Origin of the sequence: Burkholderia arboris, from assembly GCF_038723655.1 — a bacterium.
In the GTDB taxonomy this organism is placed as follows: domain Bacteria; phylum Pseudomonadota; class Gammaproteobacteria; order Burkholderiales; family Burkholderiaceae; genus Burkholderia; species Burkholderia arboris.
Genome location: NZ_CP109822.1, coordinates 220999 through 234705, shown reverse-complemented (window position 1 = coordinate 234705; position 13707 = coordinate 220999). Strand labels below are relative to the sequence as shown.

Sequence of the window (13707 nt, the reverse complement as noted above, 5' to 3'; positions counted from 1 at the left end):
TCTTGCATCGTCGAACGCGTTATCGTGTTCGAGCGATTTGCCATACGGTATAGGGCGCGTTGTCAACGCCGCCGATTCAGCATCGGGCGCGCCTTCACGTCGATCTCCGGTATAGACACCCTAATCCAGCGAACATCCGGAAAAACGCGCTCTGTGGCTGAGGGGCGTCGCGCAGGGTAAACACCCGAAAACCCCGCGATAAGGCCGCCAATCAAGCGCGATCCCGCCTGCCCGGTCCCCCTCGCCCGTCAATCCGCCACGTCCCCGCATTCCTCCGCTTGCGCTCATAAATTGAGCGGTCTAGACTGCATCGCAGTTTCATCGAAGTCCCGTCTTTCGCGCACCGTGCCGGCGTCCCGGCGCGGCGCCCACCACCGGACGCCGGCGTTGCCCGCCGCGTCGAGACCTTCAAGGACACGCCATGAACCGCACTGCAAAGCTCCTCGTTACCGCGCTGGCGTTCGCGCCGCTCGTGTCGTTCGCCCAGGACACGTCGACGATCCGCTGGGGTATCGACCCCACGTATCCGCCGTTCGAGGCGAAGCAGCCCGACGGGTCGCTCGCCGGCTTCGACATCGACCTGCGCAATGCGATCTGCGAGCAACTGCATGCGAAGTGCGTGTGGGTCGAGCAGGGCTTCGACGGGATGATTCCGGCGCTGCGCGCGCGCAAGTTCGACGTGATCATGTCCGCGATGACGGCCACCGACGAGCGGCTCAAGCAGATCGACTTCTCGAACAAGCTGTATGCGTCGCCGGGCGCGCTCGTAGCGCCGGTCGGCTCGAAGCTGCTGCCGACCGCCGCGTCGCTCGCGGGCAAGCGCATCGGGATCGACCAGGGCACGACGCAGGAGGCGTATGCGAAGGCCGAATGGGCGACCCAGGGCGTGACGATCGTCTCGTACCAGAATCAGGACCAGGTGTACCAGGATCTCGTCAACGGCCGCCTCGACGCGACGTTCCAGGACAAGACGCAGGCCGGCTACTCGTTCCTGAAGACGCCGCGCGGCAAGGGCTACGCGTTTGCGGGCCCCGACGTGACCGACGTGCGGATCACCGGCTACGGCGTCGCGATGGGCGTGCGCAAGGGCGACGCCGACATGGAGAAGCGGCTGAACGACGCGATCGTCGCGATCCGCGCGAACGGCACGTATCAGAAGATCGCCGCGAAATACTTCGACTTCGACATCTACGGCACGAAGCAGCAGCTGACTTCGGCGCCGTGATTCCGTGACTCATTCCATCGACAGGCACACCATGACGAGTATCCACGATCGCGTCGCGCAAGCCGTGACGCCCGAACTGATCGCCGCGTTCCGCGAGGAAGGTGCGGTCTGCATCAAGGGCATCTTTTCGCCCGACGAAGTGGCCGCGCTGCGGGCCGGCATCGATACGAATCTCGCGCAGCCGAGCGAACGCGCGAAAGTGGCGAGCCGGCCCGACGATCCGGGCTGGTTCTTCGAGGATTTCTGCAACTGGCAGCACAACGACGCGTATCGCGATTTCATCGTGCGCTCGCCGGCGCCGTCGGTCGCCGCCGCGCTGATGGGGACCGAGAACGTGCGGCTGCATCACGACCACCTGCTCGTGAAGGAGCCCGGCACGCGGCAGCGCACGCCGTGGCACCAGGACCAGCCGTACTACAACATCGAAGGCGACGACAACGTCAGCATGTGGATTCCGGTCGATCCGGTGCCGCTCGAATCGACGCTGGAGTTCGTCGCGGGCTCGCATCGCGGGCCGTGGCTGATGCCGCGCACGTTCATGGACAAGGAGGCGAAGTGGTTTCCGGAAGGCAGCCTCGCGGACCTGCCCGACATCGAAGCCGACCGCGCGGCGTTCCCGATCCGCCACTGGGCGCTCGAGCCCGGCGACATGGTGTGTTTCCGGATGCTGACGCTGCACGCGTCGGGCGGGACGCAGAACCGCCGGCGAGCGTTCTCGATCCGCTTCGTCGGCGACGATGTCCGTCACGCGCCGCGCCGCTGGAAGACGTCGCCCGATTTCCCCGGGCTCGCGGAGCAGCTGGCCGACGGCGCAACGCTCGACCACCCGCTGTTTCCGGTCGTGTGGTCGCGCGGCGCGGGGCAGGTTGGCGCGATCTGAGCCGCGCCGGTCACGAACACGGCGGCCGTTTCATCACGAAACGGCCGCCCGGTGCTTGTTGCGGATGACGAACGGTCAGGTCGGGTGGCGCCCGGCGCCCGGCTTGAAGCGCGAGCCGAGCCGGTAGCGGTTGCCCGGATGCAGGAAATGCACGAACGTGACGGGCAGCCCGTCCGTCCAGGTGCGGCGCGTGAGCGTGAGGCACGGCTCATCGGCGCGCATGTCGAGCAGGCGCGCCTGCTCGGCGGTCGGCAGCGACGCGTCGACAACGTGCTCGATTTCCAGTTCGTAGTGCGACACGTTGTTGAACAGGTACTCGGACGGCGGCTCGGCCTGGAAATCCTGGTCGATGAAGCCGGGCGCGGCGGCCGGGTTCACGTAGCGGTCCTCGAGCTGGATCGGGCGGCCGTTTTCCTCATGCACGCACACCACATGGAAGACCGGCGTGTTGACCGCCAGGCCGAACGCGGCCGCAACGTCGAACGACGCAGGCTCGCTCGACCGGCTCAGCACGCGACAGCGATATTCGTGCCCGCGTGCGCGGATTTCGTCGCGGATGTGCGCGATCATCAGCAGGTTCGACTGCGGCTTCACCTCGGCGACGAAGGTGCCGACGCCCGCGATGCGCTTGAGCACGCCTTCCTCGGTCAGCTCGCGCAGCGCGCGGTTGACCGTCATGCGCGCGACGCCGAACTGCGCGGCGAGATCGAGCTCGGACGGGATGCGGTCGCCGGGGCGCCAGTCGCCGGACTCGACGTTCTGGCGAACGAGCGTCTTGATCTGCTGGAACGGGGCGGTGGCCTTCGTGACCATCGGGGATCCTTGCGCGAAGAAGTGACGAGGCTAGTCGTCGTGACTGACGATGACCAGGATCTCCGCCTGCGCGGTGCCGAGGCTGCGCGTGCGGTGCGGGATGAGTGCGTTGAAATAGACTGAATCGCCGGTCTTGAGTTGCACCGTCTCGTTCGGAAATTCGATTTCGACGCGCCCCTTGTGCACGAACAGGAATTCCTCGCCCTCGTGCTCGCGGAACGTCGACGCGACGAATTCGTGCGGCGGGTGCACGACGAATGGCAGCATCTTCTTCGGCGCGACGCCGGCCGCAATGCTTTCGAAGCGGTGCGCGTGGCTGTCGGCCGCCGCGCCCATCGCCGTGCGCTCGCCGGCGCGCGTGACCGTGATCAGCTCGCGGTTGTGGCTTTCCGAGAACAGCTGCTCGACGTCGACGTTCAGCGCCTTCGACAGCTTCAGCGCGACCGCGATCGACGGCACGCTCAGGCCGCGCTCGACCTTCGACAGGTAGCTCTTGGTGAGGCCCGTCTCGTCGGCCAGCACATCGAGCGTCCAGCCCTTCTGTTTTCTGAGCAGCTTCAGGCGAATCGTCATGGGGCGCCAGGTGTCCTTCGAAAAACCGATTGTAACGCATGACACAAAGTGTCCTGTGGTGTATCGTGTGTCACGTGGTGCCGGGGAAACGGCCGCGGACGGCGCGGCAGACCCGATCCAATCAGGAGGCGAACATGGCGGAAACGCTGCATTTGACGAAGGACGCGCTGGTCGCGCTGGCGGAGCGGCGGCTTGAGAGCGAAGTGGGCGACAGCGGCTGGTCCGCGCGGCAGAAGCTCGCGCTCACGTGCCGGATCCTGTTCGACGCCGGTCACGACTCGGGCCTGGCCGGACAGATCACCTGCCGTGCGGCCGACGCCGGCACGTATTACACGCAGCGGCTCGGGCTCGGGTTCGACGAGATCTCGGCCGCGAACCTGCTGCACGTCAACGAGGATCTCGACGTGGTCGACGGCGAAGGGATTCCGAACCCGGCCAACCGGTTCCATACGTGGATCTACCGTGAGCGCCCGGACGTGAACTGCATCATCCACACGCATCCGGCGCACGTCGCGGCGCTGTCGATGCTCGAGCAGCCGCTCGTCGTGTCGCACATGGACACCTGCCCGCTGTACGACGATTGCGCGTTCCTGAAGGACTGGCCGGGCGTGCCGGTCGGCAACGAGGAGGGCGAGATCATCTCGAAGGCGCTGGGCAGCAAGCGCGCGATCCTGCTGTCGCATCACGGCCAGCTCGTGGTCGGCAAGACCATCGAAGAGGCCTGCATTCTCGCGCTGCTGATCGAGCGGGCCGCGAAACTGCAACTGCTCGCGATGTCGGCCGGCGAGATCAAGCCGGTGCCGCCCGCGCTGGCGAGGGAAGCGCACGACTGGATCTCGAAGCCGAAGCGCGATGCGGTGACGTTCGACTACTACGCGCGCCGCGCGTTGCGTACACATCGGGACTGCGTCGCGTGAATGCGTACGTCGTTTCCACCTTGTCCGACAATCATTGAGGAATACACATCGTGTCCATCCTGCTGCAAGGCGTCATTGCCTACCCGGTCACGCCGTTCGCCGCTGATGGCGGCGTCGACCTGAAAACGCTCGACGCGCTGATCGAGCGACTCATTGCCGACGGCGTTCACGCGATCGCCCCGCTGGGCAGTACCGGCGAAAGCGCTTACCTGTCCGACGCCGAATGGGAGGCCGTCGCCACCGCGTCGATTCGCGCGGTGCGCCGGCGCGTGCCGACCGTCGTCGGGATTTCCGACCTCACCACGGCGGGTGCGGTGCGCCGTGCACGTTTCGCCGAGCAGGCCGGCGCCGATGCGGTGATGGTGCTGCCGGTGTCGTACTGGAAGCTCGGCAACGACGAGATCGTCGCGCACTACCGCGCGATCGGCGACGCGATCGGCATCCCGATCATGCTGTACAACAACCCGGCGACGAGCGGCGTCGATATGCTGCCTGACCTGATCGCGACGATCTGCCGGAGCGTCGACAACGTGACGATGGTCAAGGAGAGTACCGGGGACATCGGCCGGATGCACCGGCTCGCGCAGTTGAGCGACGGGACGATCCCGTTCTACAACGGCAGCAATCCGATGGCGCTCGCCGCGCTGGCCGCCGGTGCGGCCGGATGGTGCACGGCCGCGCCGAACCTGAATGCCGCGTGGCCGCTGGCGCTGGTCGACGCGATGCGGACGGGCGATCTGGCGCGTGCCAGGGCGGTGTTTCACGCGCAGTTGCCGTTGCTGCAGTTCATCGTCAACGGCGGGTTGCCGGTGACCGTGAAGGCCGGTCTCCGGCTGCGCGGCTTTGACGCCGGCGAGCCGAGGAAACCGCTGCTGCCGCTTGGCGAAGCACGCACACGCGAACTCGAACGCTTGCTTGCAGCATTGCCGGACGGTGTGACGGCATGAGCGAAGACGCACGGCCGGCGATCGCGGCCGCCATCGGCGCGGTGCGCGTCGGCACGAGCCGGCCGCTGGCCGGCACGCCGCATGCGAGCGCGATCGACAAGCAGCCGGTCGATGCACGCCTATGGCTGGGCGCGCTCGGCTTCGCCGGCGACGAACAGGCCGATGCGCGGCATCACGGCGGCCCGGACAAGGCGGTCCACCACTATGCACACGACCACTATGCGTGGTGGTCGGAGCAGATCGGCGCGCGCCGCGTGCTCGCGCAGCCGGGCGCGTTCGGCGAGAACCTGTCGACGCACGGCGTGACCGAGCGCGACGTCTGTCTCGGCGATGTGTTCACGCTGGGCGGTACGGCGCTTCAGGTGTCGCAGTCGCGGCAGCCGTGCTGGAAACTCAACGCACGCTTCGATCATCCGAGGATGGCCGCGCTCGTGCAGCAGAGCGGCCGGACCGGCTGGTATTACCGCGTGCTGCAGGAAGGCTGGGTCGAGGCGGGCGATGGTCTGACGCTGCACGCGCGCCCGTATCCGCAATGGTCGCTGTCGGCGGTGCTCGATGTGCTGTACCGGCGCACGCTCGACATGGCCGCGCTCGATGCGCTGTGCGATGTGCCGTTGCTGCCGCCCGGCTGGCGCAAGATGCTTGAAAAGCGCCGGACGGAACGGCAGGTCGAAGACTGGACGAAGCGTCTCGAAGGTTGACGGGCCGCGCCGCGGCTTATCGGGCCGGCAGGTTCCGCACGTCGGCCGTCGGCTCGGCGCCGAATGCGTCGCTCAGCGCATGGCCGATCAGCTGACGCGCGGCTGCCTCGGGTGTCGCGAGCGCGCCGCTCGACTTCAACTGGTCGAATTTATCGCGCATCGGGAAGTTGTCGTCGCTGGTCGAGCGGATCGTGGCCTGCATGCCCGTATCGACGACGCCCGGCGCGACGCTGCAGATTCGCAGCGCGCCGTTCGCGTCGAGCGCGACCGCGCGCGCATGGTGATCGAGCGCGGCCTTGGTCGCGCAGTAGATGCTCCAGCCCGCGTATGCGTTGCGGGCTGCGCCGCTCGACAGGTGCAGGATCCGGCATTCGGTCGTGGCCGAAGCCGCTCGTGCGAGTGCGGCCGACAGCATCAGCGGCGCTGCGACGTTCAGGCCGACCGCGCGGGCGACGATCGCCGGGTCTTGCGCGGCGAGCGGACCGATCGGATCGACGATGCCTGCGTTGTTGAACAGCAGCACGAGCGACGCGCCGTCGACGAAGCCGCGTAGCGTATCGCCGGCGAGCCAGGTCGCGACTGCCGCGGAGTCGGACAGGTCGAGTTCGACTTCGGAGAAGCGGTCGCCGGCTTGCGAACCGAGCGACGGATGACGGCTGCGCGACACGCCGAGCACGGCGATGCCTTCCAGCAGCAGTTGTTCGGCGAGCGACGCGCCGAGGCCGCGAGTATGTCCGGTGACGATGGCGCGCACGTGCGCGGTAGAGGATGCAGTCATGGCGGTGAACCGGTGAAGGGGGGAACGATGTTGACGAGCGGAGTGCATGCGCGGCGGCAGCACCATAAGGACGGGCGATGCGTGGAGCCTGCGCGCGAAGACGGTGGCGCGCGGCGCCGCGGATATCGGAACGAACGCATATCGTAGCGCCGGCATGCGCGTCGCGCAAACGCCGGGGCGCACGTGACGGGTGAACGTTCGCCGCCGCGCACACGCATCGCCGCGCGGCACCGCACGGCACCGCACGGCACCGCACGGTATCGGGCGGCCCGATAGGTTGGACAAGAGCGCGCTGCGGCAAGTGCGTACGCCGGTGCAGCGAGCGGAGCCGGGCCGCGCGCCGCGAGCTATCATATGGCTCGCCCGTGCGCGATGCCGGACGGGCCGCGATCGTTTCCCTTCACCTGCTGCACGCTGCGACGCCACTCATGAACACCACGCCGGATACGCCTACGCCTCGCGCCCTTCGCGAACTCACGCCCCTCGAGGCCCGCATTCTCGGCGTGCTCGTCGAGAAACAGCACACTGTGCCGGATACTTACCCGCTGTCGCTGAACGCGCTGACCGCGGGCTGCAACCAGAAAACCGCGCGCTTGCCCGTGATGAGTGTCAGCGAGGACGAGGTCACGACCGCGCTCGACGAACTGAAGCGCCTGAGCCTCGTGATGGAGGGCAGCAGCAGCCGCGTGCCGCGTTTCGAGCACAACATGAACCGCGTGCTCGGTATCCCGAGCCAGGCGATCGCGCTGCTGACGATCCTGTTGTTGCGCGGCCCGCAGACGGCCGCCGAACTGCGCCTGAACAGCGCGCGCCTGCACGGCTTCGCGGATATCTCGTCGGTCGAGGCATTTCTCGACGAACTCGCGGCACGCGCGCAGGCGCTCGTCATCCGGCTGCCGCGTGCACCGGGGGCGCGCGAGAACCGCTGGATGCACCTGATGTGCGGTGAAGTGAACATCGCGGACTTCGCAAGCGCGGAGGCCGGCGGCGGCGCGGATTCGGTGCCGCCTTCGGAATTCGAAGCGCTGAAGGCCGAACAGAAGCGCCTCGTGGATGACGTGGCGCGGCTGAATGCGCTGGTCCTGCGGATGGCCGGCGAGCTGGGCATCGACGTCGACGCGCAAGGCGACGCGTCCTGACACGAGCGCCTGCGGTGCATGTGCATCGCCCGGCCCCGTCGCCACGCGGCCGGGCCGGAGCGCGCTGCGGATACCGGCTGCGCCGCCGCGTTACTTCAGCTTGACGCCCGGTACCAGATAGCGTGCGCCGTCCGGTCTCAGGATCGGCGCGAGCGCCGCAAACGGCACATCGAGTTGTGGCCCGAGACAGGCGCCCATCGCATGACCGATTCCGGATACGACGAACGACAGCTTGCCGGGCGCATCGAGCTCGAACGTCAGATACTGCGGGAACACGTCGGCACACGACAGCGAATCGCCTTCGCCGTCCGTCACTTGCTGACCGTGTGTTGCCTTGTCGCGCAACTGCGTAATGAAACTCACCAGCGCGGGGCTCGTTCCCGGGTCGCCGTCCTTGCCTGCCGTAGCCGCGTCGATCACGCGATTCCAATCGAGGTACGTACCACGCAGCAGGTCGAACGTGACCGGATCGTAGTGATTGTTTGGATGAGCGCCGCCGCAGTACGTACTGCCCGATTCCACAATGCCGAGTGCCGCAGGTGACAGCCACGTGACCGTCACCTGTTCGTCGTCGTAGCCGCCGAGCGAACCGGCGGCCGGCCCGTCGTCGGAATAGCGGGTCGACGCGCATTCGAGCGCGGCGAGATTCATCTGCCAGTGCTGCTGTTCGAGCAGGAGGTTGACCCGTGCCATGACCGCTGGATCGGGATGGCGGCTCAGACGCGGATACATGAGCTTCGTGCGCGGGTCGCGCCACATTCGGTACGCGACGGTGCCGTCTCCGATCTCGGGGCCAGCCGGCTCCGCGTGCCCGGCAAGCTTCAGCGTGGCATAAGGCGCCTGCCGCATGTCGATGGCCACGCCGCTTGCGATACCGCTGCCGCCGCCGCCGGCGATGCTGTTGGTGACGGCTTCGACGGAGCCGGGCGCAACCGCGTCGGGATCGTATTCAGCGATGCGTCGCAGCGTGAAGCTGCGCGTTTTGCCGGAGCGTGCATCGGTCCAGCGGCCGCGATAGCCGGCCTTGTCCCGCGTGCCCTGCCAGGTGGCCGCAGCATGATTGAAATCGGCTTGCTCGCGGAATCCCAATGGACTGCGGGCATCGTCCGGCAACTGCGTTCGCACGAGCGGTTCGATCAGTTGCGCGGGCGTGCCGTGCAGCGGAATATCGACGCCGTGCTGCGCATAGAAGTAGCGGCCGGAGATTGAACCGTCCTTGGAAGGGTGATCGTCGAGCTCCATGACGACGGTGCCGGCGCCCTGCAGCGTTCCTTCGTAGACGGCGCGCGGCGCGCCATTGGCGAAGCCCGCGTGCAGCGCGGCCAGCAACCCCGCGATTCGGATCAGCGGGCGCATCACCAGCGGCACCCGGTCTGTTCGGATGCGTCGACATCCAGCGCGCGGCCGAACGCCGTCTGCTTGCCGGTGCGCGCATTGGTGTAGGTCATCGAATAGACCATCGCGCCCTGGGTCATCATTTCGTAGCGCCCGTTGATCCTGCCGCCGACCATTTCGACCCAGGTCGTCGTGTACTGGTGCGGACGGCTTTCGTCGAGCACTTCGTCCTCCTCGTGCTCGATCACCAGCGGCAGGGCCGTTTTCGATTGCGCATACCGGACCATGCCGCCCGACCACTTGACCGCATCGTCATAGTAGGTGCGCATCTCGAAGCGCGCGGGTTTGTCGCCGTCCGACCGGAAGCAGAACACTTCGGTGGACACCTTGGCGAGTGCCGGTAGCGACACGCAGAGCAGCACGGCTGCGAGGACTTTCTTCATGATGGAGCGAGAGAAATGAAGCGGTGCGTCAACCGACGCTGATCCGCGAAGCGCCCGCGTCGACGAGCCGGAAAAGCAGATCCTCGACGGCCGTCTCGGGCGCGGAGCCGAGATCCGCATTGACGCGCCACCCCTGTTCCGTGCGAACCGGTTCCGACAAATAATGCACGATGCCATGCAGGCCGTCTTCGGCCGGCGTGTTCTCGTCGTCGACGTCGAACCACGCGAAGAACCACGTCTTGAACGCATCGGCCGCCGCGCTTTCGTCGAGACCGTCGGCCTCGATCGTGGCCCAGTCCCATACGAACGGGCGGATCGACACGGCCGCCGTTTCGAGGTTGAACGCCAGCGGCTCGAACGCCAGTTGCGCGGCGGAATCGACCATCGTCGGCTGGCCGGCCGATTCGCCTTCGGTCGCGATGATGTCGGCCCGGCACGGCAGCGCGAGCGGCCCTTCGGTGGCGAGCGTGCCGTCGGGGCGCCGGTAGGCCGGTTCGACGATCATGGCCGGTTGTGCAGCCGCTTTCGCGAGCAGGTCGGCATACGGTTGGCGGATGGCGCGGAGCAGTTCGGAGACGGTCATCGTGGCGTGTCGGTCGGGCAGGGAACGATCGGTTGCTGGCAGACGGCGTGCGGCGCGACCGGCGTCGCACGACGCGGCCGCTTCGGCACCGGACAGCCGTGATCGTACGGCACTTCGGCAAAGCGAGGACAGTCGGCCGAATGGCCGACGCGACCCGCATCGTGTGACGGCGGGTTTAGACGTTTACCTTCAAACAATGGAAAACGCCCTTCGATTGCGTTCTCGTTGTGCTTCAATTAATCCGGTTTGTACTCCTACTAAAATTACAGATTCAGAACAAGCCGGATTATTCATTCACAGGAGACAGTCGATGGCTCGGAAACGGCTTTGAAGCGGCACACGATGGTCTGCAACACCGCGAACTTCCTTCGATGAAAGCAGGTTATCCCAGGCGCCCCCACCCATGTCCTCCAGACGATTCATGACCGTCGCGGCCGCCGTGTGCGCCGCGCTGGCCATTGCCGCACCGCCGGTCAACGCCGCCGCGCCGACCGTGCCCGATCCGTTCTACACGTACACCGGCACCACGCCGCTGGCATCGGTTCCACCGGGCACGGTGCTGAAGACGCGCAACGTCACCTATCACGTGGCCGGCATTCCGACCGCCGTGACCGCGCAGCAGCTGCTGTACCGCACCAACAACGCGCAGAACCAGCCGGTTGTCAACGTGACGTCGGTGATCCGCAGCCAGGTCAGCAACGGCCAGGCCATCTCGTACCAGTCGGCCTACGATTCGCTGAACCCGTACGACGAGCCGTCGCAGGTGATCGCCGGCGACCGCGACGTGACCAAGATCATCAACATCGGCACGCTGCTCTACAGCGCGGAATCGATTCCGCTGTCGACGCTGCTGCTGCTCGGCTACAACATCATCGTGCCCGATACGGAAGGCCAGACGGCCGACTTCGCGGCCGGCCCCGAATACGGGATGACGACGCTCGATTCGATCCGCGCGGCGCTCAATACGCCGTCGACCGGCCTGAATCCGTCGAGCAAGGTCGCGATGATCGGCTACTCCGGCGGCGCGATCGCGACGAACTGGGCCGCGCAGCTCGCGCCGAGCTATGCGCCCGAGATCAACAAGCAGCTCGTTGGCGCGGCGGAGGGCGGCGTGCTGGTCGACCCGGCGCACAACCTGCGCTATGTCGACGGCAGCATCGTGTGGGGCGGCGTGGCCGCGGCCGCGCTGGCCGGGTTGTCGCGCGGCTACAACTTCGACCTGACGCCGTATCTCAGCGATACGGGCGTCGCCGTGTTCAAGGACATCCAGAACCAGTCGCTCGCGTACATCCTGCCGAAGTACACGGGTCTGCACTGGAGCACGCTGTTCAAGCCGCAATACGCGAACGACATCAACAGCATTCCGGCGTACGTGACGTATGCGAACAAGGTGAATGCGGGGCTGGCCGCGTCGCCGACGATCCCGATGTTCATCGGCCAGGGCACCGCGGGCGCGCTGGACGGCACCTTCAGCAGCCAGGTGGGCGACGGCGTGATGCTCGCGTACGACGTGCGCGCACTCGCGCAGAAGTTTTGCGCGAGCGGCACACGGGTCACGTACAACGAGTATCCGCTGGAACATGCAGGCGCGATCGTGCCGTGGGTGGCCGGGATGCTGCCCTGGCTCTACGACCGCTTCAACGGGAAAGCCGCGCCGAGCAATTGCTGGCTGACGTCGCTGCTGCCGAGCAACTCGCTGGCGCCGGAGACGCTGCACTAGACGCGCCGCGCAACGCGGCGAATGGCCGGGCGACCCGCGACGGGTCGCCTTTTTCCTTGCGGGTCTCGTGCCGGCCGCATGACCGCCGCCGTCGCCACCCGCATGCGCGCACGGTAACCCGCTGCTGCCGCCTCCGGGTGCCATAATCGAGCCTGCCCATCATTCCAGACGTCCCCCGGAGAATCACCATGCAGAACCTCGACAATCCTTCCCATGATCGCGAGGTAGGCAGCGCCGACGCGACGCAGGACACCACGCGTATCGACGACGTCCGCATCGGCGCCGTGCGCCCGCTGATTTCGCCCGCGCTGCTGCTGGACGAGCTGCCGGTGCCGGCCGGCACGCAGACGCTCGTCGAGGACACGCGCCGCGCGATCGGCGACATCCTGCACGGCCGCGACGACCGGCTGCTGCTCGTCGTCGGCCCGTGCTCGATCCACGATCACGACCAGGCGCTCGAATACGCACGCCGCCTGAAGGTCGCGGCCGATGCGCTGAAGGACGACCTGCTGATCACGATGCGCGTCTACTTCGAGAAGCCGCGCACGACGGTCGGCTGGAAGGGCTACATCAACGATCCGCGCCTCGACGGCAGCTTCCGCATCAACGAGGGGCTGCGCGCCGCGCGGCAACTGCTGCTCGACATCAATGCGCTCGGCCTGCCGGCATCGACCGAATTCCTCGACCTGCTGAGCCCGCAGTACATCGCCGACCTGATCGCGTGGGGTGCGATCGGCGCGCGCACGACGGAGAGCCAGAGCCATCGGCAGCTCGCTTCGGGCCTGAGCTGCCCGATCGGCTTCAAGAACGGCACGGACGGCGGCGTGCAGGTCGCGTCCGACGCGATCGTCGCCGCGGCCGCGAGCCATGCGTTCATGGGGATGACGAAGATGGGGATGGCCGCGATCTTCGAGACGCGCGGCAACGACGACGCGCACGTGATCCTGCGCGGCGGCAAGAACGGCCCGAACTACGACGCCGAGCATGTCGAGGCGTGCTGCGCGGTGCTGCGCAAGGCCGGCTTGCGCGAGCAGGTGATGGTCGACTGCTCGCACGCGAACTCGAACAAGTCGCATGAGCGGCAGATCGACGTCGCGCAGGATCTCGCGCGGCAGCTTGCGCAGGGCGAGCACCGGATCGTCGGCGTGATGGTCGAGAGCCATCTCGAGGCGGGGCGGCAGGATCTGAAGCCGGGCGTGCCGTTGAAGTACGGGGTGTCGATCACCGACGCGTGTTTGAGCTGGACGCAGACGGAGCCGGTGCTGGACGTGCTGGCGGAGGCGGTGCGGCATCGGCGCGTGTATTCGCGAAACGCGTGACCGGCAGCGGCAAGGCAGACGGCCCGCCGTGATGTGCGAGCACTGGGGCACGCTCACCGACGAAATCGTGCATCAGGCGGCCGTGCCGACGTCCGGCAACACGAAGACCTGCGCGCCGGACTACCTCGCACGGGCAGTCAATCGCGCACGCTATCTGCCTGAATTCGTGCAGGTTTGCGATTTGCTGCGTTGTCCGTAATGCTGCGATCGCGCGGGCTGCGTCATCGTGTTCGATGCAGCATTGTGCGAGTGGCGCTAACATGGGCCGGTGCGATGTGTCGCGCATACGGAGGCGGAGAGGCCGTCCGCCGATACCGACAACAATTCACCGGAG

At 67.0% G+C, this 13707-nt stretch carries 15 protein-coding genes; 9 read left to right on the top strand and 6 right to left on the bottom strand.

From position 1 onward, the window contains the following. Positions 1 to 421 precede the first annotated feature (421 nt). A complete protein-coding gene (locus OHZ10_RS18235; protein WP_342705487.1) occupies positions 422 to 1225 on the top strand; it encodes an ABC transporter substrate-binding protein in 804 nt (267 codons plus the stop codon). Between the two features lie 31 nt (positions 1226 to 1256). After that, complete coding sequence (locus OHZ10_RS18230) at positions 1257 to 2105, top strand: phytanoyl-CoA dioxygenase family protein (protein ID WP_174991677.1); 849 nt, start codon at positions 1257 to 1259, stop codon at positions 2103 to 2105. A 75-nt stretch (positions 2106 to 2180) separates the two neighbouring features. On the opposite strand, the gene hutC is transcribed toward OHZ10_RS18230, so the two are convergent. Together hutC and OHZ10_RS18220 are read right to left on the bottom strand one after the other, a co-directional pair. Further along, positions 2181 to 2918: a histidine utilization repressor gene (hutC, locus tag OHZ10_RS18225; RefSeq protein ID WP_174991676.1), complete on the bottom strand. Its 738-nt coding sequence runs from the start codon at positions 2916 to 2918 to the stop codon at positions 2181 to 2183. Positions 2919 to 2948: 30 nt separating this feature from the next. After that, positions 2949 to 3491 carry a helix-turn-helix domain-containing protein gene (locus OHZ10_RS18220; RefSeq protein ID WP_048246144.1) on the bottom strand — a complete coding sequence of 181 codons (543 nt, stop codon included), beginning with the start codon at positions 3489 to 3491 and terminating at the stop codon, positions 2949 to 2951. A gap of 134 nt (positions 3492 to 3625) precedes the next feature. Here OHZ10_RS18220 and OHZ10_RS18215 point away from each other — a divergent pair, with 134 nt between their 5' ends. The 3 genes from OHZ10_RS18215 to OHZ10_RS18205 are packed head-to-tail and all read left to right on the top strand — an operon-like array spanning position 3626 to position 6056. Next, the gene (locus OHZ10_RS18215) at positions 3626 to 4408 is read left to right on the top strand and encodes an aldolase (RefSeq protein ID WP_342705486.1); all 783 of its coding nucleotides are present in this window, start codon (positions 3626 to 3628) and stop codon (positions 4406 to 4408) included. Positions 4409 to 4458: 50 nt separating this feature from the next. Then, positions 4459 to 5355: a dihydrodipicolinate synthase family protein gene (locus OHZ10_RS18210; RefSeq protein WP_342705485.1), complete on the top strand. Its 897-nt coding sequence runs from the start codon at positions 4459 to 4461 to the stop codon at positions 5353 to 5355. Further along, on the top strand, positions 5352 to 6056 hold the full coding sequence (locus OHZ10_RS18205) for an MOSC domain-containing protein (protein ID WP_174991674.1): 705 nt from the start codon (positions 5352 to 5354) through the stop codon (positions 6054 to 6056). The genes OHZ10_RS18210 and OHZ10_RS18205 overlap by 4 nt, the downstream gene beginning before the upstream one ends. A 16-nt stretch (positions 6057 to 6072) precedes the next feature. Here the strand turns inward: OHZ10_RS18205 and OHZ10_RS18200 are convergent, their stop codons facing one another. Then, complete coding sequence (locus OHZ10_RS18200) at positions 6073 to 6834, bottom strand: SDR family oxidoreductase (protein WP_342705484.1); 762 nt, start codon at positions 6832 to 6834, stop codon at positions 6073 to 6075. A 428-nt stretch (positions 6835 to 7262) separates the two neighbouring features. Here OHZ10_RS18200 and OHZ10_RS18195 point away from each other — a divergent pair, with 428 nt between their 5' ends. Further along, the gene (locus tag OHZ10_RS18195; RefSeq protein WP_342705483.1) at positions 7263 to 7973 is read left to right on the top strand and encodes a YceH family protein; all 711 of its coding nucleotides are present in this window, start codon (positions 7263 to 7265) and stop codon (positions 7971 to 7973) included. Between the two features lie 90 nt (positions 7974 to 8063). On the opposite strand, the gene OHZ10_RS18190 is transcribed toward OHZ10_RS18195, so the two are convergent. The 3 genes from OHZ10_RS18190 to OHZ10_RS18180 are packed head-to-tail and all read right to left on the bottom strand — an operon-like array spanning position 8064 to position 10334. Further along, complete coding sequence (locus OHZ10_RS18190; protein WP_342705482.1) at positions 8064 to 9329, bottom strand: hypothetical protein; 1266 nt, start codon at positions 9327 to 9329, stop codon at positions 8064 to 8066. Further along, entirely contained in the window at positions 9329 to 9751 is a 423-nt protein-coding gene (locus OHZ10_RS18185) for a hypothetical protein (RefSeq protein ID WP_342705481.1), read from the bottom strand. The genes OHZ10_RS18190 and OHZ10_RS18185 overlap by 1 nt, the downstream gene beginning before the upstream one ends. Before the next feature lie 28 nt (positions 9752 to 9779). Next, complete coding sequence (locus OHZ10_RS18180; RefSeq protein ID WP_174991672.1) at positions 9780 to 10334, bottom strand: hypothetical protein; 555 nt, start codon at positions 10332 to 10334, stop codon at positions 9780 to 9782. Positions 10335 to 10737: 403 nt separating this feature from the next. On the opposite strand from OHZ10_RS18180, the gene OHZ10_RS18175 reads away from it, so the two are divergent. From OHZ10_RS18175 to OHZ10_RS18165, 3 genes are all read left to right on the top strand, one after another. Then, the gene (locus tag OHZ10_RS18175) at positions 10738 to 12054 is read left to right on the top strand and encodes a lipase family protein (protein WP_059238466.1); all 1317 of its coding nucleotides are present in this window, start codon (positions 10738 to 10740) and stop codon (positions 12052 to 12054) included. Positions 12055 to 12242: 188 nt separating this feature from the next. Continuing rightward, on the top strand, positions 12243 to 13373 hold the full coding sequence (locus OHZ10_RS18170) for a 3-deoxy-7-phosphoheptulonate synthase (protein ID WP_059238468.1): 1131 nt from the start codon (positions 12243 to 12245) through the stop codon (positions 13371 to 13373). 31 nt (positions 13374 to 13404) lie between these two features. After that, positions 13405 to 13572: a hypothetical protein gene (locus OHZ10_RS18165; RefSeq protein WP_196486646.1), complete on the top strand. Its 168-nt coding sequence runs from the start codon at positions 13405 to 13407 to the stop codon at positions 13570 to 13572. Positions 13573 to 13707: the final 135 nt, after the last annotated feature.

Bases quoted from the DNA above. Each gene is read 5' to 3' on its own strand.
- OHZ10_RS18235 (WP_342705487.1), top strand. From the start codon at position 422: ATGAACCGCACTGCAAAGCTCCTCGTTACCGCGCTGGCGTTCGCGCCG.
- OHZ10_RS18185 (WP_342705481.1), bottom strand. From the start codon at position 9,751: ATGAAGAAAGTCCTCGCAGCCGTGCTGCTCTGCGTGTCGCTACCGGCA.
- OHZ10_RS18220 (WP_048246144.1), bottom strand. From the start codon at position 3,491: ATGACGATTCGCCTGAAGCTGCTCAGAAAACAGAAGGGCTGGACGCTC.
- hutC (WP_174991676.1), bottom strand. From the start codon at position 2,918: ATGGTCACGAAGGCCACCGCCCCGTTCCAGCAGATCAAGACGCTCGTT.
- OHZ10_RS18165 (WP_196486646.1), top strand. From the start codon at position 13,405: ATGTGCGAGCACTGGGGCACGCTCACCGACGAAATCGTGCATCAGGCG.
- OHZ10_RS18215 (WP_342705486.1), top strand. From the start codon at position 3,626: ATGGCGGAAACGCTGCATTTGACGAAGGACGCGCTGGTCGCGCTGGCG.
- OHZ10_RS18205 (WP_174991674.1), top strand. From the start codon at position 5,352: ATGAGCGAAGACGCACGGCCGGCGATCGCGGCCGCCATCGGCGCGGTG.
- OHZ10_RS18175 (WP_059238466.1), top strand. From the start codon at position 10,738: ATGTCCTCCAGACGATTCATGACCGTCGCGGCCGCCGTGTGCGCCGCG.
- OHZ10_RS18180 (WP_174991672.1), bottom strand. From the start codon at position 10,334: ATGACCGTCTCCGAACTGCTCCGCGCCATCCGCCAACCGTATGCCGAC.
- OHZ10_RS18200 (WP_342705484.1), bottom strand. From the start codon at position 6,834: ATGACTGCATCCTCTACCGCGCACGTGCGCGCCATCGTCACCGGACAT.
- OHZ10_RS18230 (WP_174991677.1), top strand. From the start codon at position 1,257: ATGACGAGTATCCACGATCGCGTCGCGCAAGCCGTGACGCCCGAACTG.
- OHZ10_RS18195 (WP_342705483.1), top strand. From the start codon at position 7,263: ATGAACACCACGCCGGATACGCCTACGCCTCGCGCCCTTCGCGAACTC.
- OHZ10_RS18190 (WP_342705482.1), bottom strand. From the start codon at position 9,329: ATGCGCCCGCTGATCCGAATCGCGGGGTTGCTGGCCGCGCTGCACGCG.
- OHZ10_RS18170 (WP_059238468.1), top strand. From the start codon at position 12,243: ATGCAGAACCTCGACAATCCTTCCCATGATCGCGAGGTAGGCAGCGCC.